Annotated in this window: 18 protein-coding genes; all 18 read left to right on the forward strand. The window is 39.0% G+C overall.

What is annotated here, in order from left to right:
• Positions 1-74 precede the first annotated feature (74 nt).
• The 18 genes from M8E35_RS20450 (at position 75) to rfbB (ending at position 18,414) form a co-directional block, all read left to right on the forward strand.
• Positions 75-1,937 (forward strand): polysaccharide biosynthesis protein, encoded by a 1,863-nt coding sequence (locus M8E35_RS20450; RefSeq protein WP_252471816.1) that lies wholly within the window; start codon positions 75-77, stop codon positions 1,935-1,937.
• A 93-nt stretch (positions 1,938-2,030) separates the two neighbouring features.
• The gene (locus M8E35_RS20455) at positions 2,031-3,188 is read left to right on the forward strand and encodes a DegT/DnrJ/EryC1/StrS family aminotransferase (RefSeq protein ID WP_252471818.1); all 1,158 of its coding nucleotides are present in this window, start codon (positions 2,031-2,033) and stop codon (positions 3,186-3,188) included.
• Between the two features lie 10 nt (positions 3,189-3,198).
• A complete protein-coding gene (locus M8E35_RS20460; protein WP_252471819.1) occupies positions 3,199-3,825 on the forward strand; it encodes a sugar transferase in 627 nt (208 codons plus the stop codon).
• Between the two features lie 124 nt (positions 3,826-3,949).
• On the forward strand, positions 3,950-4,519 hold the full coding sequence (locus tag M8E35_RS20465) for an acyltransferase (protein WP_252471821.1): 570 nt from the start codon (positions 3,950-3,952) through the stop codon (positions 4,517-4,519).
• A 13-nt stretch (positions 4,520-4,532) separates the two neighbouring features.
• Entirely contained in the window at positions 4,533-5,162 is a 630-nt protein-coding gene (locus M8E35_RS20470; protein ID WP_252471823.1) for a NeuD/PglB/VioB family sugar acetyltransferase, read from the forward strand.
• Positions 5,163-5,196: 34 nt separating this feature from the next.
• On the forward strand, positions 5,197-5,445 hold the full coding sequence (locus tag M8E35_RS20475; RefSeq protein WP_252471825.1) for an acyl carrier protein: 249 nt from the start codon (positions 5,197-5,199) through the stop codon (positions 5,443-5,445).
• A gap of 9 nt (positions 5,446-5,454) precedes the next feature.
• Positions 5,455-6,201, forward strand: a complete 747-nt coding sequence (locus tag M8E35_RS20480; RefSeq protein WP_252471827.1) for an SDR family NAD(P)-dependent oxidoreductase — start codon at positions 5,455-5,457, stop codon at positions 6,199-6,201.
• Positions 6,202-6,213: 12 nt separating this feature from the next.
• The gene (locus M8E35_RS20485) at positions 6,214-7,632 is read left to right on the forward strand and encodes an AMP-binding protein (protein WP_252471830.1); all 1,419 of its coding nucleotides are present in this window, start codon (positions 6,214-6,216) and stop codon (positions 7,630-7,632) included.
• Positions 7,633-7,700: 68 nt separating this feature from the next.
• A complete protein-coding gene (locus M8E35_RS20490; protein WP_252471832.1) occupies positions 7,701-8,993 on the forward strand; it encodes an O-antigen ligase family protein in 1,293 nt (430 codons plus the stop codon).
• Positions 8,986-10,014, forward strand: coding sequence for a glycosyltransferase (locus M8E35_RS20495; protein WP_252471834.1), 1,029 nt, complete (start codon positions 8,986-8,988; stop codon positions 10,012-10,014). The genes M8E35_RS20490 and M8E35_RS20495 overlap by 8 nt, the downstream gene beginning before the upstream one ends.
• A 167-nt stretch (positions 10,015-10,181) precedes the next feature.
• Positions 10,182-11,606, forward strand: a complete 1,425-nt coding sequence (locus M8E35_RS20500; protein ID WP_252471836.1) for a lipopolysaccharide biosynthesis protein — start codon at positions 10,182-10,184, stop codon at positions 11,604-11,606.
• Positions 11,603-12,232, forward strand: coding sequence for an acetyltransferase (locus tag M8E35_RS20505; protein ID WP_252471838.1), 630 nt, complete (start codon positions 11,603-11,605; stop codon positions 12,230-12,232). The genes M8E35_RS20500 and M8E35_RS20505 overlap by 4 nt, the downstream gene beginning before the upstream one ends.
• The gene (locus tag M8E35_RS20510) at positions 12,229-12,765 is read left to right on the forward strand and encodes a 4'-phosphopantetheinyl transferase family protein (protein ID WP_252471840.1); all 537 of its coding nucleotides are present in this window, start codon (positions 12,229-12,231) and stop codon (positions 12,763-12,765) included. Before M8E35_RS20505 ends, M8E35_RS20510 begins: the two co-directional genes overlap by 4 nt.
• 68 nt (positions 12,766-12,833) lie before the next feature.
• Positions 12,834-14,222 (forward strand): NDP-hexose 2,3-dehydratase family protein, encoded by a 1,389-nt coding sequence (locus tag M8E35_RS20515; RefSeq protein WP_252471841.1) that lies wholly within the window; start codon positions 12,834-12,836, stop codon positions 14,220-14,222.
• A gap of 1 nt (position 14,223) precedes the next feature.
• Complete coding sequence (locus M8E35_RS20520; RefSeq protein WP_252471843.1) at positions 14,224-15,285, forward strand: Gfo/Idh/MocA family protein; 1,062 nt, start codon at positions 14,224-14,226, stop codon at positions 15,283-15,285.
• Positions 15,257-16,366 carry a DegT/DnrJ/EryC1/StrS family aminotransferase gene (locus M8E35_RS20525; protein WP_252471845.1) on the forward strand — a complete coding sequence of 370 codons (1,110 nt, stop codon included), beginning with the start codon at positions 15,257-15,259 and terminating at the stop codon, positions 16,364-16,366. Before M8E35_RS20520 ends, M8E35_RS20525 begins: the two co-directional genes overlap by 29 nt.
• Positions 16,367-16,402: 36 nt before the next feature.
• Positions 16,403-17,269 (forward strand): glucose-1-phosphate thymidylyltransferase RfbA, encoded by an 867-nt coding sequence (gene rfbA / locus M8E35_RS20530; RefSeq protein WP_252471847.1) that lies wholly within the window; start codon positions 16,403-16,405, stop codon positions 17,267-17,269.
• 62 nt (positions 17,270-17,331) lie between these two features.
• Positions 17,332-18,414, forward strand: a complete 1,083-nt coding sequence (rfbB, locus tag M8E35_RS20535) for a dTDP-glucose 4,6-dehydratase (RefSeq protein WP_252471849.1) — start codon at positions 17,332-17,334, stop codon at positions 18,412-18,414.
• Positions 18,415-18,465: the final 51 nt, after the last annotated feature.

The following is an 18,465-nucleotide window of genomic DNA, read 5'->3' on the forward strand; positions in this document are numbered from 1 at the left end:
TTGATGTTATGGGCAAAACACTTTGAGTGAGGAGGCAATAATTCTGATTAATATTGTAAAGGAAGGTCCCGGCAATGAAATTTAACCGAAAATCCTTAGCTTTAATGTTAATTGATTCAGTGCTCGTTAACCTAGCTGCGTTTGGTAGCTTTTACCTTCGTTTTGAAGGGGATATTCCTAATGAGTATTTCTGGACGTATTATCATACAGCTTGGGCGGGAACGATTATATACTTATTAACTTTTTCATTATTTGGTTTGTATAATCGACTATGGCAATATGCCAGTATCAGTGAACTTCTTTCCATTCTTTATGCAGTTGCGGTCGGAACGAGTAGCGTTGTACTCGTTATTTATTTCTTAGCCCCGATGCGCTATCCGAACACGGTAGCTGTGCTCTTTTGGCTAACCACCACGTTTTTAATCGGTGGCTCACGTTTCCTCGGACGGATATTGCAAGATGGAGTTTTAAATGCTCGTATCCCTGGAATACCGAAGCGAGTCCTGATTATCGGGGCAGGAGATGCTGGGGCCTTAGGGATCCGAGAGTTAAAAAATAGTAATTATCGAGAGGGTTATCCAGTCGGGATCATTGATGACGCTTCGCAAAAGCAAAAACTAAAGTTAATGGGGATTCCCGTGTTAGGCACAAGGGTTGATATCCCGCGAGTTGTTAAAGCTCACAAAGTTGAAGAAGTCATTATTGCGATGCCTTCGGCTCCTGGGAATGTCATTAGGGATATTACTGAGATTTGTGAAAAAAGTGATGTAGTCATTAAGATCATCCCTGGTATTTATAACTATTTTAGTGGACAGGTGGATACCTTAAAAATCCGTGAAGTGCAGATTGAGGATTTATTGGGAAGAGATCAGGTAAATCTAGATATCGAAGAAGTAGCAGGCTATCTGGCAGGAGAAACCGTCTTGGTGACGGGAGCGGGCGGTTCCATTGGCTCAGAACTTTGTCGGCAAATAGGCAGGTTTAACCCGGAAAAGCTCATCCTTGTCGGTCGTGGCGAGAACAGTATTTTCGATATCGAGCAAGAACTCCGCTCTGACTCTCCAGGTATCAATCTCATAACCGAAATCTTGGATGTTAAAGATCGAGAAAAGGTCGAACTAGTCTTTAGAAAGTATAAACCCGGAGTCGTCTTTCATGCAGCCGCTCATAAGCATGTTCCTCTCATGGAGCGAAACCCAGAGGAAGCTTTGAAAAATAACATTCTAGGAACCTATAATGTTGCAGAAATCTCCGACTTGATCCAAGTGAAAACCTTTGTGCTTATTTCCACAGATAAGGCCATTAATCCAACAAGTATAATGGGGGCCACAAAACGAGTGGCCGAGATGATCATTCAAAGCTTAGACCGGCGATCCCAGACACGTTACGTCGCTGTTCGCTTTGGCAATGTCCTAGGGAGTCGAGGAAGTGTCATCCCGACCTTTAAGAAACAGATTGCTAAAGGTGGCCCAGTAACAGTGACTCATCCAGAGATGATTCGCTTCTTTATGACGATACCCGAGGCAGCCCAACTCGTGATCCAGGCGGGTGCAATGGCTCGAGGAGGGGAAGTTTTCATCCTCGACATGGGAAAACCTGTTAAAATTGTCGATTTAGCACAAGACTTGATTAGATTGTCAGGGTTTGATGCGGGTGTGGATATCAAAATTGAATTCACAGGCATACGTCCTGGAGAGAAGTTGTACGAGGAATTGCTCACAGCGGAGGAAGGGACAACGAGTACGAAGCATCAGAGGATTTTTGTGGCAAAGGCGAGTGTAGTGGATGTTGCGAGGATTGAGAGATTGGTTCAGATGATCAGGGGGAGGGGTTCGTACTTGGCGAGGGAAGAGATCGTGGAGGAACTTGGAAGGATTGTACCGGGGTTTCAACAGCTTTTGGGGAAAAGGGATATGGAGAGAGTGGGTGCAAGGTAGGTGTTATTTATCGCACCGAATTATTAGACTACATATACAACTTAATTCTAAGAGTACTTTATTGATATCAAAATTAGGAAAAGAGGTACGCAGATGATTCCATTATCAAGACCGGATATTACAAAACAAGAAAAACAAGCGGTAATGGAGGTTTTAGACTCGAATCACTTGGCATTAGGGCCGAAACTCACAGAGTTTGAGGAAAAAATGGCAGCTTATGCTGGAACAAAGTATGCGATAGCCTGCAATAGTGGGACAAGTGGGTTACATATGATCGTAGCCGCTCTAGGAATAAAAGATGGCGATGAAGTTATTACGACACCATTTAGTTTTATATCCTCTAGTAACTGTATGTTATTTGAACGCGCTAAACCTGTGTTTGTCGATATCGACGAAAAGACCTATAACATGGATACAACACAAATCGAAGCCAAGATTACGAAAAGAACCAAAGCGATCTTACCGGTCCATATTTTTGGGCAACCTGTGAACATGCGCGAAATAAGACGCATTGCTCTTGAACATGGCTTGTATATTATTGAAGACTCTTGTGAAGCGATTGGGGCAGAGTGGAAGGGCAAGAAAGCCGGAACGATGTCTGATGCTGGAGTCTTCGCTTTTTATCCGAATAAGCAAATGACAACAGGTGAAGGTGGAATCGTCGTTACAAATGACGAAAAGATTGCGAAGTTATGTTATAGTCTACGGAACCAAGGACGTGGAATCGATACTCAGTGGCTCAATCATGTTCGTTTAGGGTACAACTATCGGATGAGTGACATAAGTGCTGCGCTTGGACTGGCACAGCTTGAGCGAATCGATGAGATTATTGACGCTCGTCAACAAGTCGCTGATTCTTATATGGAAAAATTCAAGGATGTTGAAGGGGTTATTCTTCCCACGGTCGATGAGAGAGTGAAAATGAGCTGGTTTGTGTTTGTAATTAGGTTTGAGCCTTGGATCGATCGGAATTTAGTTATGCAAACGCTCTTAGATAGGGGTGTTGGATGTAGACCGTACTTTACTTCGATCCACCTTCAGCCTTTCTATCGCGAGATGTTTGGGTATACAGAAGGAGATTTCCCTGTAACAGAACATGTTGCGACCGGTACTTTGGCTATTCCGTTCTTTAATAATATCACAGATGAACAGATCGATATTGTCGTGGATGAGGTTAAGAGAGCTATTCGGTACGCCTCAATTGCTGATCCTAAAGCACGGCTGAAGAAATTGTGGAAGGATGTGGGCTAGGAGTCTAATTATGATACATTATCGTAAAATAAAGAGATTCATGGATTTATCTTTTTCGATTATTCTGCTAGTTTTGGCGTCCCCGTGTATGCTTTGCGCATCAATCGCAATAAGATTAGGATCGCGGGGACCTGTGCTCTTCAAGCAAGAGCGGCCAGGTAAAGATGGAGTTATATTTACGATTTACAAGTTTCGGACCATGCGCTTGGAGACCGAGAAAAACGGTCGACCATTATCCGATATGGAACGTATGACCCGTGTTGGTACAATTTTACGAAAGCTTAGTGTCGATGAATTACCTCAGCTTTTTAATATATTAAAAGGGGATATGAGTTTCATTGGTCCTCGTCCTCTGATGGTTCAGTATTTAGACCGTTATACTCCAGAACAGATGCGACGGCATGAAGTGACACCAGGAATTTCTGGGTGGGCTCAGATCAATGGTCGTAATCAGGTAGAGTGGGAGACACGGTTCAAATATGATGTGTGGTATGTAGAGCATATTTCGTTTTGGTTGGATTTGAGGATCTTCTTTAAGACTTTGGCAATTGTGCTTATAAGGAGCGGGGTTAATCAGTCGAAGAATCAGACGATGGAAGAGTTTGGTGTGGTTAAGAATAGAACATTTAGGGCCTAAGATATATGTGAGATGAACCTCCGCGATAAGTTACTATGAGGATTAACTATATGTGTCACCAATGTTTTTTAGAGTTTTATGTTATTAAGAAGTAAGCTATAAAACAAATATGAGGGATAATACGATGCAAGTAAAGCGTTATTGGCTTATGGTAAGAATGGCATTTATTAGAAATGGATTTCGACGAGCGGAATTTGCGAAAAAGAAAGGAATATATGATGGCATAGGTGAGAATGTCATGATACAGTCCAGAAAAATTCCGCTCTATTCACGATTAATTCGTTTCCATAACAATATTATGGTTGCCTCTAATGTGATTTTTCTCACACATGATGTGACACATAATATACTTAATAAAGCATTTCCTGATAAAAAGTTTAGAGAAAAGATTGGTTGTATTGAAATCATGGACAATGTCTTTATTGGTGCTAATTCTATAATCCTGAATAATGTTCGGATTGGTCCTAATGCAATTGTAGCCGCAGGGAGTGTTGTTACAAAAGATGTTCTAGAAAATACAATTGTTGGGGGAAACCCAGCCAGGGTTATAGGGACGTTTGATAATTACGTGAAAAAAAGGGTATTAGACTTAAATGCATATCCGGAAGATTTAAAGCCCAAGGATCAAAGAATTAAAAATGAACTGGCCGTGCTTGAATGGGAGACGTTCCAAAATCAAAAAACTAAAATTTAAACGAGGTAATGTTGTGAAAGATCTGATTATTGTTGGTGCTGGGGGGCACGGGCGCGAAGTGCTTGAGTGGGTGATAGACATCAATAAAGAAAATCCAACATGGAATGTGTTGGGTTTTATTGATGACAACTTAAATACATTGGATGATAAAAAAAGCAAGTATAAAATCATGGGGAAAATATACGATTGGAATATTGAGAAAAATCAATGCTTTGCTTTGGGCATTGCTTCACCCGTAATTAAAGAAAAGGTAACGAAGCTGCTTATGGATCGCGGTGCTGAATTTGTATCAGTTATTCATCCTAGCGCTAGAATTGCCGAAAGTGCTATCTTTGGTATTGGACTTGTCGCGTACCCTAATTCAGGGATAGGGCCCGATGCATATGTAGGCGATTTTGTCACATTACTATCTTCAAAAATTGGGCATGATGCTTGTGTTGGTGATTACACGACAATATCTTCGCACTGTGGAGTTAATGGAGGAGTCATATTGGGCAAGAGGGTTTTTCTAGGTAGTCATGTAGCGATTGTGCCGAATAAAAGAATTGGCGATGACGTTTATGTCGGACTGGGTAGTGTTGTGATAAATGATGTAGAGAAGGGTATAAAGGTTTTTGGGAATCCTGCAAGAAGAGCACGATAAAATCATAATTAAGTTGCTAAGGAGATGGAGAGATATGAATAACCTGAAGGAATATAATAAGGTTTTTACAACTTTATTTAATATAAATGACTATCAGTTAAACAAAGACTTTACCTTTAATAATGTAGAGGATTGGGATTCAATTGTTCACTTGTCGTTGATAACAGAGCTTGAAGATACCTTTAATGTAATGTTTGAAACCGAAGATATACTCTCCTTTGGTTCCTATGAGAACGGTATGAGGATACTGGAAAAGTATGAGATTTCGTTTAATGATTTTTAGGAGGTTAGAATGACAGGTTTATTAAGAGATAAAGTATGTATTGTTACCGGTGCGGGAAGAGGCATCGGTCATACGATAGCTGAAAGCTTTGCTGCTGAAGGTGCTTTTGTGTATGCCAATGACGCAAGAGAAGGTTCTGTAGATTCTTGGCTTACCGAAAGTAAAATGCGTCATCAAATTACGCCACTTTATTTTAACATAACCGATTCCGTAGCAGTTAAGAATGCTTTAACTCGCATAAAAAAGGAAAAACAACAGCTTGATGTTCTGGTGAACAATGCAGGCGTTGAATATAACGAGCTTATTGGTATGATATCCCAGAAAAACATGGAAAAAATGTTTTCTATTAATGTCTTTGGAACCATTGAAATGTTGCAAATGGCAAGTCGGCTGATGTCAAGACAAGAAACTGGTGGCAGCATTATCAATATATCGTCAATGGTCGGAATTAGAGGCAACCGAGGTCAACTTGTATATTCAGCAACGAAGGGTGCGGTTATAGCTTTGACAAAATCTGCAGCTAAAGAACTTGCCTCGAAAAATATAAGGGTGAATTCGATTGCTCCAGGCCTCACAAAAACAGAGATGATGGAAGCCGCAGATATTGAGAAGTTAAAAGGCAGGATTGCCAACATTAGCATGGGGCGTATTGCGGAACCTTCAGATATAGCACGAGCTTGCGTTTTTTTTGCTTCGGATTTGTCAGGGTATGTTTCAGGACAAGTTCTCGCGGTGGATGGCTGTACGATAATGTGAGGAGGGATATATATGCATTTAGGAATTGATAGACACAGGCCAGAAAGAATTGCCGCCATTGATGATACGGGCACGAAATTAAGCTATGGTGGATTGTGTGATTTTGCCATAGAGTTCGGATCCATGATGCCACGACGGTCTATCGTTTTTTGTCTGTGTGAGAATACAATTGGTGCCCTATCCGGATACATAGGCTGTTTATCCAATCATATTGTTCCTCTTTTGATTGGTGCTGCTATAGACCGCAAGTTACTGGCTCATTTGATCGAGGTATATACACCGGCTTACATGTGGATGCCCGAGGGACTCGTTTCTGAATTTGATTTACCCGTACTATATAAAGGGTATGGATTTGTCCTTGTTCGTACGGAACATGAACGATATCCCATAAATGACGACTTGGCGATGCTTCTCACCACCTCCGGCTCAACGGGCAGTCCAAAATTGGTACGTCATAAATACATTAATCTTGTAGCAAACGCCAAAAATGTTGCCGCTTTATTTGACTGGACAAAGAACGACCGTGCTGTTGTCGATTTGCCGATGCAGTATACCATGGGACTTAATGTCATTAACAGTCATCTGTACGCAGGCGCATCCGTGTTACTTACGGAGCACAATCTTATGAGTCCTGATTTCTGGCGTAATATTAAGGATCAGCGGGCAACTAATTTCACGGGAGTTCCTTTTAGTTATGAGGTTTTATTTAAACTTCGTTTTACTCGAATGGATCTTCCGTATTTAACCACACTCGCCGAAGGCGGAGGAAAGCTAACCGCTACAATGTTTGCTGATATAGCAGACTATGCAAGCCGTACCGGAAAGAGATTCTTCGCTACCTTTGGCACAACCGAGACATCAGCTCGTCTGGCCTTTTTACCTGCGGAGCTTGCTCAAGCTAAGATTGGAAGCATTGGTCGAGCGATACCTGGGGGTGAATTGTTTTTGCTGGATGAAAAGGGCAACGAAATAAAGCAAAACGAAATTGAGGGCGAGTTGGGATATAGAGGGCCAAACGTGACTATGGGGTATGCTTTTTGTCGTAATGATTTGATGCTTGGGGATGAATGGCAGGGTGAATATCGTACGGGAGATATTGCTAGAAGAGATAGCGACGGATGCTATTACATTCTCGGTAGGAAAAGTAGGTTTTTAAAGCTTTATGGACTACGCGTTAGCTTGGACAGATGTGAAAGGTTAATAAAGGATGAGTTCAAGATAGATTGTGTCTGTACTGGTACTGATAAAAGAATGGATATTTACATCACAGAGGATAAATACAAAGATGAAGTTCGTAGATTTATTAGTATAAAAACTGGGATAATTATGTCTGCCTATGCTGTGTTTATTGTTGAGAGTATACCACGCAATGAGTCAGGTAAGGTTCAGTACAAGGCGTTAGATAGAAAGCTATCATTGCGGTTGATTTAAATCAGGTTTATCGAGCTGAACGATAGTTATAAAGGTCTGATACGAGCTCGATAAAATGGAGGATATATATGGAACTACAGCTGGAGCCGAAACAAAATGTGACTGCCGTTAAATTTACTATATCAAAACAAATTCTTGCTAATATGTGTTTTATTATGTTTTTTGCCTCAGATACGATTTCATTTTGTACGACCCGGCTTTTCAGGTTTTATGGATTGGAAGACTCTGCCTGGATTTTAACGTCTATCGTTATTTACTTTCCTCTTCTATTGATGCCATTTGCAATTGGAGAAAGAAGACGTACACGTGATTTCTTTATCCTTTGGGTGACTGTATTATTAGCATTCATAATTACAATCATGGTTCATCCTGAATATGAAACTTGGTTTGAACATCCGCTTTATGGTGTCTTTGATTACATCTTTAGACCAGATCGTGCTTTGTATGCTTATTTTATGGTTCGGATTATTAATGATCCGAAGCAAATCCTCTTAAATTTGAAATTTGTTTCATATATTTTTGCGATTTATGGATTATATAAATTTACGAATGCAATGCAAGTTGGTAGCTGGTTAACATTGACGGCAAATGGATATGAAGAACTTTCGTATAGTATGAGTTTTGGCTATGACATGATGTTACCTTCAATGGTGTTTCTGTATTATGCAATGAGAGATAAGAAATCATTACACTGGGCACTTAGCATTATGTGTATATTTATGATTTTAGTGGCCGGTTCTCGAGCCCCTCTGTTGTGGATTATAGTATTTTTTACTGTAATGCTGATAAAAGGTTTTATAACTAGTAAGGTCAAGGCAATCTGGGGATTGACTGTACCTGTTTTTTTGTTGATATATCTGAAACTTGAAGACTTAATTGGGTTTCTTGTGTTTATTTTGCAAGATCGAGGTATATCAGCAAGGAGTATAGACATGTTGTTATCTGGCTCCATAAGTGATGATAACGGAAGAGCATTAATCTATGACATGTCAATCGAGATGATCCAGAACATGGGCTTTTTTGGTTATGGACTGTACGGCGATCGTTATGTTATCGGGAATTATTATTTTTGGGGGTATCCACATAATATTTTCTTGGAGATTTTGATAACCTTTGGTGTCGTTTGTGGGGGATTTTTAATAGTTTTCCTGTTATACCATACTGTCAGGACACTGATAAAATGCAAAGACGATGATTGGCTGGATTTGTTTTTAATCTTTTTGGTTTGTTCCTTAAAGCTGCTGCTCTCTGATTCCTATTGGTATATACCTGAGTTTTGGGCTGCAATTGCAGTCGTATACAGTTGGAACAGACAGCAAAAAAATAATAAAAGTGAAAGGATGAAACCGATTAATGTCTGATGAGATTAAAGATACTAATGAGATTATTGTTAGTATTAGTTGCTTGACATATAAACATGAAAAGTACTTAAGACAAGCCCTTGATTCCATGTTGATGCAAAAGACAAGGTTTGCATATGAAATAATTGTGCATGACGATGCCTCTACGGACAATACAGCCACTCTTATCAATGAATACGCTGAGAAGTACCCTAATATCATCAAACCAATACTACAAACAGAGAACCAATATTCTAAGAATGTATCTATAACCCATAAGTTTATTCTCCCCGCAGCCAAGGGTAAATATATAGCCTATTGTGAAGGGGATGATTATTGGACCGATCCCTATAAATTACAAAAGCAAGTGGATTTTCTAGAAGAGCATCCTGAATATATTGCAACCACACATGAATGCTGGGAAGTTGATGAAAATGGAAAAATGTTGTCGAGTCGCTACTTTTATGGCTACAGAAAACGTGGTGTTTACACCTTAGAAACCCACCAAAAAAAGAGATTATTATTCGGACAAACTGCTACTCTGATGCATAGGAAAGAAGCAATTGAGCTTAATGAACCTGAGGTGGTAGATAAATATGGAAAGATAAAAGCAACAGGGGATGTAAAGAAAGCTATGCTCATTTCTATACGAGGGGACACTTATTGTTTCGAGGAAGTAATGAGTCATCATAGGCGTATTTATTCGGGCGGTGATAGTTGGAGTGCACAGCTATCTAAAATCAATGTCAATAGATTTGTTTTCGACGAATGCCTTGCTATGCAGGATTTTGTAAGAGAAGTGATGGGGGTTAAGCTGAATTACTCCAAGCTTCTAATTTTATATACGACTATTGCTCTGGGCAAGACGATATTAAAGCCTAATAAAGACAAGTGGGATAACTTCTTATATATGTGTAGTGTGTTTCCCAATAAAACATATATTTTAGTCAAAATTATTCTTACATTGATTAAGTATCCTTTCCTTGTCTTAACGACAAGAGTCAGCGGTTTGCGTCACAGGCTGTTATATGGTAAAGCCTGAATCTATGCTGCAAATACATACAACTAGATTAACTGTCTATATAGCAACAGCTTTGAATACTCGCCCCACTTACCTATAGAGATAAGGCATAGTTAGGAAGTGTTGAAATTAAGGATTACGAGAATAATGACACAAAAAATACAGTTATTTCATCCTTATTTTGGAAGTTGCTTGAGAGCTTGGGGGTTCAAGGAATCCAATTAATAATTCAGCTTGTTCTAGCCCGCTTGCTCATGCCTAAGGATTTCGGGATTATTGCTTTGATTACTATTTTTATTAATTTGTCGAATATACTTCTGCAACGAGGATTTACCTCGGCGCTAATACAGAACAAGGATGTAGACGAGGTCGATTTTTCCATTGTGTTCTTCATAAGTGTTGCTGGTTCGTGCCTATTGTATTTAATCCTTTTTTTCTCAGCCCCTTATATAGCTGACTTTTACAAAGCCATGGAGCTTTCGATTGTCTTGCGTGTTTTGGCGATTTCCCTTCCGTTTAGCGCTGTAAATTCTGTGCAAATAGCCTTTGTATCCCGAAATATGCAGTTTAGAAAACTATTTTTTAGCAGTATCGGGGCAATTGTTTGTTCCGGGACAATAGGCATTGTGATGGCTCTTGGGAATTTTGAAGTATGGGCACTGGTTTCTCAACAGATATCCTATGTAATATTGAATTGTTTCTTTATGGCAAAGGTTGTGAAATGGCGGCCTAAAATGCTATTTTCCACAAAAAAAGCTGCAGGTCTTTTTTCCTTTGGATGGAAAATGCTGCTTACCGCTTTGATAGACGCAATATATATAGATATTTACACTATTGTCATTGGAAAACTATTTAGTACCCAGATGCTTGGATATTTCAACAGAGGAAAACAATTTCCGGCAGTAATAGTAACAAGTCTTAACGGATCTATCCAAGCGGTTATGTTTCCTGCATTTTCTCGGGTCCAAGATAACAAATTGAAGCTTAAGAGTATGATGCGCCGCTCAATAGTCACAAGTTCGTTTATTGTGTTTCCCATAATGGCTGGACTCGCCGCAGCGGCGAATCCTATGGTGAAGTTAATTTTAACCGACAAATGGCTTTACAGTGTGCCCTTTATTCAGATATATTGTGCCTATTTTGCACTTTATCCGATACACACAGCAAACCTTCAGGCAATTAGTGCAACTGGTCGAAGTGATATTAATTTAAAATTAGAAATCATAAAAAAATCCATAGGTATCATCATACTCATAATAACCATACCACACGGAATATTTTCTATAGCTATAGGCGGAGTTGTCACCAGTTTGATCAGCTTAGTGATCAATTCCTATCCAAACATAAAGTTACTTGGTTACCCAATACATGAACAGATAGTTGACATCCTACCATCTTTTCTTCTTTCCATTGCTATGGGAATGGTTGTTTACTCAATTATGCTTTTCGAGTTGCCGATCGGAATGACGCTGATCATCCAAGTGCTGGTGGGTGCTATCTTTTATTTTGGAGCGGCAAGATTATTAAAGTTTGAATGTCTAAGCTATGTTCTAAAAATGGCAGGATTTACTTACCGGAATCCTTCCAAAAAACAAAAGGAGGATATGATATGAAAGACCTGATTATTGTAGGAGCTTCCAATGCAGCTAGGGATGTATTACAGGTCGTGAAAGAAATAAATAAAGTTAAGGCGACATGGGATATCAAAGGATTTATTGCCGATAGTGGATTAGATATTCACAAACTCACAAATGGAGAATTCAATATTCTTAGTACGATCGATGAAGTGACTCCAAAACCAGAAGAAGACTATGTATGTGCCATAGCTGATCCTAATTCTAAGAGAATTGTGACACAACGATTAATGGAGAAGGGCGCGAAATTTGCTAATATCATTCATCCGAATGTTGAGATAAGTGACTACTGCTCACTGGGAGAAGGAATCATTCTTTACAGAGACGCAGTTATAGGGCCGAATGCTGTTATAGGCAATCATGTTCATGTAAACACGAAAATCGGTCATGATTGTCAGATAGGGGATTATACTACGGTAAGCATTTTAGCGGCAATTCTAGGTAATGTGACAATTGGTACCGGTGTTTTTGTCAGCGCAGGTTCCACAGTTATTCCGCATATTTCTGTTGGTGACAATGCGTATATTGGTGCGGGCAGCGTGGTAATCAAGAATGTTGAAGATAATAGGAAAGTATTCGGTAATCCTGCAAGGGAAACAAGGTGAACGTTAAAGGAAATTGGAAGATAACCAAACTGTATTTCTTAGAGAAAGAAAATGCTATTAGTTACTCAGAGATATTTACCAGAAAGGTTTTAGGCAAATGTTTAGATGTTGATGGAAGTAGTTTATCTATCTGTATTGATGAATTTGGCAAACCCTATCTAAGAGACTATCCAAATCTACACTATAATATATCTCACAAAAAAGGGGCTATAGTTTGTGTCGTGTCAGACGGACCAGTGGGGGTAGATATTGAAAGAGTAAAAAAATTTAATAAACGTATTGCCGAGCGTTTCTTTACTCAAAATGAGCAAACTTACATTTTTTCTGATAAGAGAAATCAAGATAAGAGATTTGCCAAAATATGGACAAGGAAAGAAGCTTATGTTAAATGGAAAGGCAAAGGGATGATGATACCCTTTAAGTCCTTTGATGTTCTTAGATTAGATAATAATGTGTTTATTAATACTAAATATGTTGGTGGATATGTTATATCGGTTTGTAAGTCTTCGCATTTTAGGTACAATAGCCGATAAATTAAAAATTATTAATTAAACGATAATTGTTATTGAGGCATTTAACTTAAAAGGGGAGAACTTATTTAATGGATAATATTTTTTATGATTTAATGACCTCTTGGCTTACTAAGGAAGGTGTTAATTCAACTCAAGGCTTACTCCAATGGATAAATGAACAAAACAGGAATTTAGACGTTAAAATAGAGAGAATATCTCTAGAGGATAGTGATTTTTGGTTCTATGATGAGCAGTCTGGTTCAATAATGAATAAAAATAATAGCTTTTTTTCGATAGCGGGAATTCAACAATATCAGAAGGGTGAGTTACTTGTAGAGCAACCCATTATTATACAGAATGAAATAGGCTTTTTAGGGGTTATCTTCCAGAAGATAAATGGAGTACTACACTTCTTAATGCAAGCTAAAATAGAGCCGGGGAACATTAATAAAGTACAGATTTCACCTACCATACAAGCAACCAAGAGTAATTTTACCCAAAAACATGGGGGAAAGAGACCTGCTTTTCTTGAGTATTTTATAGAAGCAAAACCCAATCAAACCCTTGTGGATCAGATTCAATCTGAGCAGTCTTCTCGGTTTTTAAAAAAGAGAAATAGAAACGTTATTCTATATTTGGACAAGCTTATTACTGTACCACCTACTCATAAATGGATGACATTAGGTCAAATTAAAGAATTAATGCGTTATGATAACTTGGTTAATATGGATACGCGTACAGTTCTTTCTTGCATTCCTTTTTCGCTGTTAGATACGGAAAAAAGAGGATTAGCAGAAATTGAAAATAGATGTAAGGATAAAGCCCTGTTACGATCGATTAGTTGCCCAGCAAGCCAGCCTATATTAACAGATATATACCATTCTTTTAATAATTATAAAATGTTTAGTGAGATGTATACAAGATTGGTAGGCCTAGACTCTTTAAAGAACTGGCATATGGAGAACGACAGATTTGTTTGCGAGGATCCTTTTCCCTTTCGTTTGATTTTTTGCGACATATCTATTGAAGGACGTGAAGTGGTTAACTGGACACAACCACTTTTTGAGGCCCAAGGGATTGCCACTTTTGGACTCGTAAGTTGTGAAGATAATGGCATAAAGAAGTTTCTTGTCAAGGCTAAGCCTGAAATTGGGTGCCTGGATGGAATAGAATTAGGCCCAACTGTTCAACATGAAGTGACTCATGACAGGGATGAGGATGAGATTACTAGTTTATTTTATGAAAAACTTTCTTCGAGTATGGGTGTTAGGGTTGATGTATTGCTTTCTGAAGAAGGCGGACGCTTTTACCATGAACAAAATCGAAATGTAATTATTGAAATTCAGAAAGATGAAATCCCCTGGGATTTGCCACGAGGTTATTTTTGGAGTGATTACAAAACACTAAACACTCTTACCCAGGTAAATAACTGCTTAAATATACAACTGCGAAATCTACTCTCATTGTTGGAGGTGTGAAATGAAGAAATTAAGAGTTGGGATATTAGGCCCCTCGGATATTGCTTTCCGTCGGTTTTTACCGGCACTTATAGAAAGCGAACACTTTGAATATGCAGGAGTGGCTATTGCCAGACCTGATGAGCGAAATCAATCCTATAATGACCATGAACTAAAAGCCATGCTCAATAAATCCATGGAAAAGGCTGAGGATTTTATAAACAAATATCAAGGTGCTATTTTTAGCGGCTATGAAGAGCTGTTGTCTTCAAGCATTGAAGCGATATATATTCCATTGCCTCCGGCTTTACACTATGTCTGGGCCAAAAAGGCTTTGGAATATGGGAAGCATGTGTTGTTGGAAAAACCTTTCACAACGAATTTGGCTGATACAAAGAAGTTGCTTAAGTTAGCAGAGCAAAAAGGATTGGCAGTCCACGAAAATTATGCTTTTTGTTATCATGAGCAGATTAATAAAATTCGTCAGCTGATTAAGGATAGAGAGATTGGAGAAGTAAGGCAGATAAGGACCGCTTTTGGTTTTCCTTACCGGGGAGCTGCTGATTTTAGATATAACAGAGAACTAGGCGGAGGAGCTTTGTTGGATAGTGGGGGTTATCCTATTAAATTGTCAACCTTGTTTCTTGGTAAAACGGCACAAATCATGACAGCTGCACTGCAATCAGCCAAAGAACACAATGTCGATGTATTTGGAAGTGCCACTTTAGAAAATGATGATGGTATTACCGCCCAGGTTTCCTTTGGGATGGATAATTCCTATAAATGTGAGCTGGAAATATGGGGAAGCGAAGGCTGTATTTATGCTCCAAGAATTTTTACGGCCCCAGCAAACTTAACAGCTACAGTACTGCTGAAGAAGCAGGAAGTGAGAGTCTATGAGATTGCCGGGAACGATCAGTTCCTGGGATCGATTAATCATTTCTATCATTGTATTGCGGATAACACTCTACGTCTGGAATCCTACGCCGAAATAGAATCCCAAAGCAGACAGATTGATGACATTTTAAACTTGACTAAAAAAGCAGGGGGTAACTATGAATCTGAAATCAATACCGGTTGTTAGACCATCAATGCCGCCTTATGAGGAGTATATCCGTGAGATCGAAGATCTCTGGAACAGTCGATGGCTCACTCATTCCGGGCCAAAACATCAAGCTTTAGAGAAGAAACTATGTGAATATCTGGACGTAGATAATATTTCCTTATTTGCTAATGGGCATCTGGCCCTTGAACTGGCCATTGATGCCCTATGTTTGTCCGGTGAAATAATAACGACTCCATTTACTTTCGCCTCTACCACCCAGGCTATTGTACGAAATCGATTAACTCCGGTGTTCTGCGACATAAATGAAGATGACTATACCATTGATGTAAGTAAGATTGAGGCGCTTATAACTGAAAAAACATCAGCAATCATGCCGGTTCATGTGTATGGCAATGTTTGTGATGTTGATAGGATTGATGAGATAGCCAAAAGGTATAATCTAAAGGTTATCTACGATGCAGCCCATGCCTTTGGTGTGAAGATAAAGGATAAGGCTATTGGAAATTTCGGGGACATGTCAATGTTTAGTTTCCATGCTACGAAGGTCTTCCATACTGTTGAAGGTGGTGGTTTGACATATAGTAATTCGAATTACTCGCCGGTAATTGCAAGGCTTCGCCAGTTTGGCATGGTTGGGCAAGAATCAGTACCAACCATCGGAACCAATGCCAAAATGACTGAAATGCATGCCGCAATGGGTCTGTGTAACCTGCGGCATATCAACGAGGAGATTGCCAAGAGAGGTCTGGCAATGCACAGATACCGTGAATTGCTGTCGGGAGTCAAAGGATTGACGTTATGCGATCCCCAGAAGGATATCAGCCCTAACTATAGTTATTTTCCTGTACTATTCAATAAAAAGGAATTTGGCATGAACAGGGATGAGGTTGCTGCTCTGCTTGAGAAAAATAATGTATTAGCGCGGAAATATTTTTATCCCCTTACCAATAATTTTGAAGCCTACGAGGGGATGTTTGAACTTCAGAAAACACCTGTGGCAATGAGGATAGCTGATAATGTACTAACCCTTCCCTTATATGCTGACTTGACAGTAAAAGACGTGGATATGATTTGTAAGATTATCTTGAATAATGGCTAAGCAGGTTGTCTTAACTATAGAATTGGAGGGAAAAGGATGAAAGGTATTATTCTTGCGGGAGGCAAAGGGACCCGATTGTATCCTATGACCCGGGCCGTGTCCAAACAATTATTGCCTATTTATGATAAACCCATGATTTATTATCCTCTTTCAGTCTTAATGATGGCAGGTATACGAGAGATACTTATCATATCAACCCCAGAGGATACACCTATATATGAAAAGCTATTTGAAGATGGTTCTAAGTTAGGACTTAAACTTTGCTATAAGGTACAAGAAACTCCCAGAGGGCTTGCGGATGCATTTATACTAGGTAAAGAGTTTATTGCCGACGATAGAGTTTGCTTAATTTTGGGCGACAATATTTTCTATGGACAAGATTTTGTGCGACTTCTTCATAATGCCAGTGATTTAAAGGAGGGTGCATACATCTTTGGATATCCTGTGAAAGATGCCCGATCCTTTGGGGTTGTTGAATTTGATAAAGATAGAAAAGTGGTTTCTATTGAAGAAAAACCAAGCAAACCAAAATCAAATTACGCTGTTCCGGGATTATATTTTTATGACAACAAGGTTGTAGGGATAGCTCAAAGTGTTAAGCCTTCAGAACGCGGTGAAATTGAAATTACTGCTGTTAATAATATCTATCTTGAACAAGGGGAGCTTAATGTTATTTTGCTTGGCCGTGGTATGGCTTGGCTAGATACAGGTACTCCTGATGGCCTGCAAAAAGCTGCTGAGTATGTTGAGGCAGTCCAGTCTAGGCAAGGATTCTATATAGCATGTTTAGAGGAAATTGCATGGCGTAGAGGATTCATTGGGGATCAGGAATTAAAAGCTATTGGCGAAAGCTTGAAGATGACAGATTACGGACAGTACATTTTATCCTTATTAAATGAATAAAAATTAAAATTCTTAAGTTAAAATCAGAGCTAGAGTTAGAGTTAGAGGAGAAGATTTTGACAATGAAATTTATCTTGGTCACAGGAGGCGCTGGCTTCATTGGCAGCAACTTTGTAAAAACAATGTTGTACAAGCACCCTAACTATAAAATTATTAATGTTGATGCATTGACCTATGCAGGAAATCTGGAAAACCTACAAGCAATATCTGATAACTATAACTATTCATTTATCAAAGCCGATATTAGGGACAGACAAACGATGGAAGAGATATTTTTAACCTACAATATCGATGCAGTTGTAAACTTTGCTGCAGAATCACATGTTGATAGAAGTATCGAAGAACCAGAAGTTTTCCTAACGACTAATGTTATTGGGACACAAGTATTGCTTGATGTGGCAAAGAAGTATTGGAAAATAAATCCCAATGATAAGCATTGCAAGAAATACAAACCTGGAGTAAAGTTCATTCAAGTATCAACAGATGAAGTGTACGGAGCTTTAGGTGAGACGGGAATGTTTGTTGAGACGATGCCGCTAATGCCAAATAGCCCATATTCTGCATCCAAAGCAAGTGCTGATATGATTGTAAGAGCTTATAATGAAACCTTTGGTACACCAGTCAATATAACAAGGTGTAGTAATAATTATGGGCCAAATCAGTTCCCTGAAAAACTGATTCCGCTTATGATCAATAACTGCCTTAAAGAAAAAGAACTTCCTGTTTATGGCGATGGCATGCAAGTAAGAGACTGGCTTCATGTATCAGATCACTGCACAGCTATCGATGCAGTTCTTCATAAAGGAAGGGACGGAGAGGTCTATAATATTGGTGGAAATAATGAAAAAGCTAATCTAGAAATTGTGAAATTGATTATTAATACTCTTGAGAAGTCTGAAGACTTGATTAAATACGTCAAAGATCGTCCTGGACACGATAGAAGATATGCTATTGATAATACTAAAATTACAACTGAGCTAGGTTGGGAACCAGCTTATACCTTTGAACAAGGGATAAAAGAGACTATTAATTGGTATTTAGAGAATACTGAGTGGATGGAAAATATTGCCTCTGGTGATTATGCAAATTATTATAAAAAGATGTATGGCTACATCAATGATAAGGTTGCAGCAATTAATGGATAACAGGGTTAATAGTAGGCAACAACCCTGTTAAATTTATGTTTGGCAAAGTGT

This window comes from Desulfosporosinus nitroreducens, assembly GCF_023897015.1.
GTDB classification, from domain to species: Bacteria; Bacillota; Desulfitobacteriia; order Desulfitobacteriales; family Desulfitobacteriaceae; genus Desulfosporosinus; species Desulfosporosinus nitroreducens.

Bases quoted from the DNA above. Each gene is read 5' to 3' on its own strand.
- M8E35_RS20450 (WP_252471816.1), top strand. From the start codon at position 75: ATGAAATTTAACCGAAAATCCTTAGCTTTAATGTTAATTGATTCAGTG.
- M8E35_RS20455 (WP_252471818.1), top strand. From the start codon at position 2,031: ATGATTCCATTATCAAGACCGGATATTACAAAACAAGAAAAACAAGCG.
- M8E35_RS20460 (WP_252471819.1), top strand. From the start codon at position 3,199: ATGATACATTATCGTAAAATAAAGAGATTCATGGATTTATCTTTTTCG.
- M8E35_RS20465 (WP_252471821.1), top strand. From the start codon at position 3,950: ATGCAAGTAAAGCGTTATTGGCTTATGGTAAGAATGGCATTTATTAGA.
- M8E35_RS20475 (WP_252471825.1), top strand. From the start codon at position 5,197: ATGAATAACCTGAAGGAATATAATAAGGTTTTTACAACTTTATTTAAT.
- M8E35_RS20480 (WP_252471827.1), top strand. From the start codon at position 5,455: ATGACAGGTTTATTAAGAGATAAAGTATGTATTGTTACCGGTGCGGGA.
- M8E35_RS20485 (WP_252471830.1), top strand. From the start codon at position 6,214: ATGCATTTAGGAATTGATAGACACAGGCCAGAAAGAATTGCCGCCATT.
- M8E35_RS20490 (WP_252471832.1), top strand. From the start codon at position 7,701: ATGGAACTACAGCTGGAGCCGAAACAAAATGTGACTGCCGTTAAATTT.
- M8E35_RS20495 (WP_252471834.1), top strand. From the start codon at position 8,986: ATGTCTGATGAGATTAAAGATACTAATGAGATTATTGTTAGTATTAGT.
- M8E35_RS20505 (WP_252471838.1), top strand. From the start codon at position 11,603: ATGAAAGACCTGATTATTGTAGGAGCTTCCAATGCAGCTAGGGATGTA.
- M8E35_RS20515 (WP_252471841.1), top strand. From the start codon at position 12,834: ATGGATAATATTTTTTATGATTTAATGACCTCTTGGCTTACTAAGGAA.
- M8E35_RS20520 (WP_252471843.1), top strand. From the start codon at position 14,224: ATGAAGAAATTAAGAGTTGGGATATTAGGCCCCTCGGATATTGCTTTC.
- M8E35_RS20525 (WP_252471845.1), top strand. From the start codon at position 15,257: ATGAATCTGAAATCAATACCGGTTGTTAGACCATCAATGCCGCCTTAT.
- rfbA (WP_252471847.1), top strand. From the start codon at position 16,403: ATGAAAGGTATTATTCTTGCGGGAGGCAAAGGGACCCGATTGTATCCT.
- rfbB (WP_252471849.1), top strand. From the start codon at position 17,332: ATGAAATTTATCTTGGTCACAGGAGGCGCTGGCTTCATTGGCAGCAAC.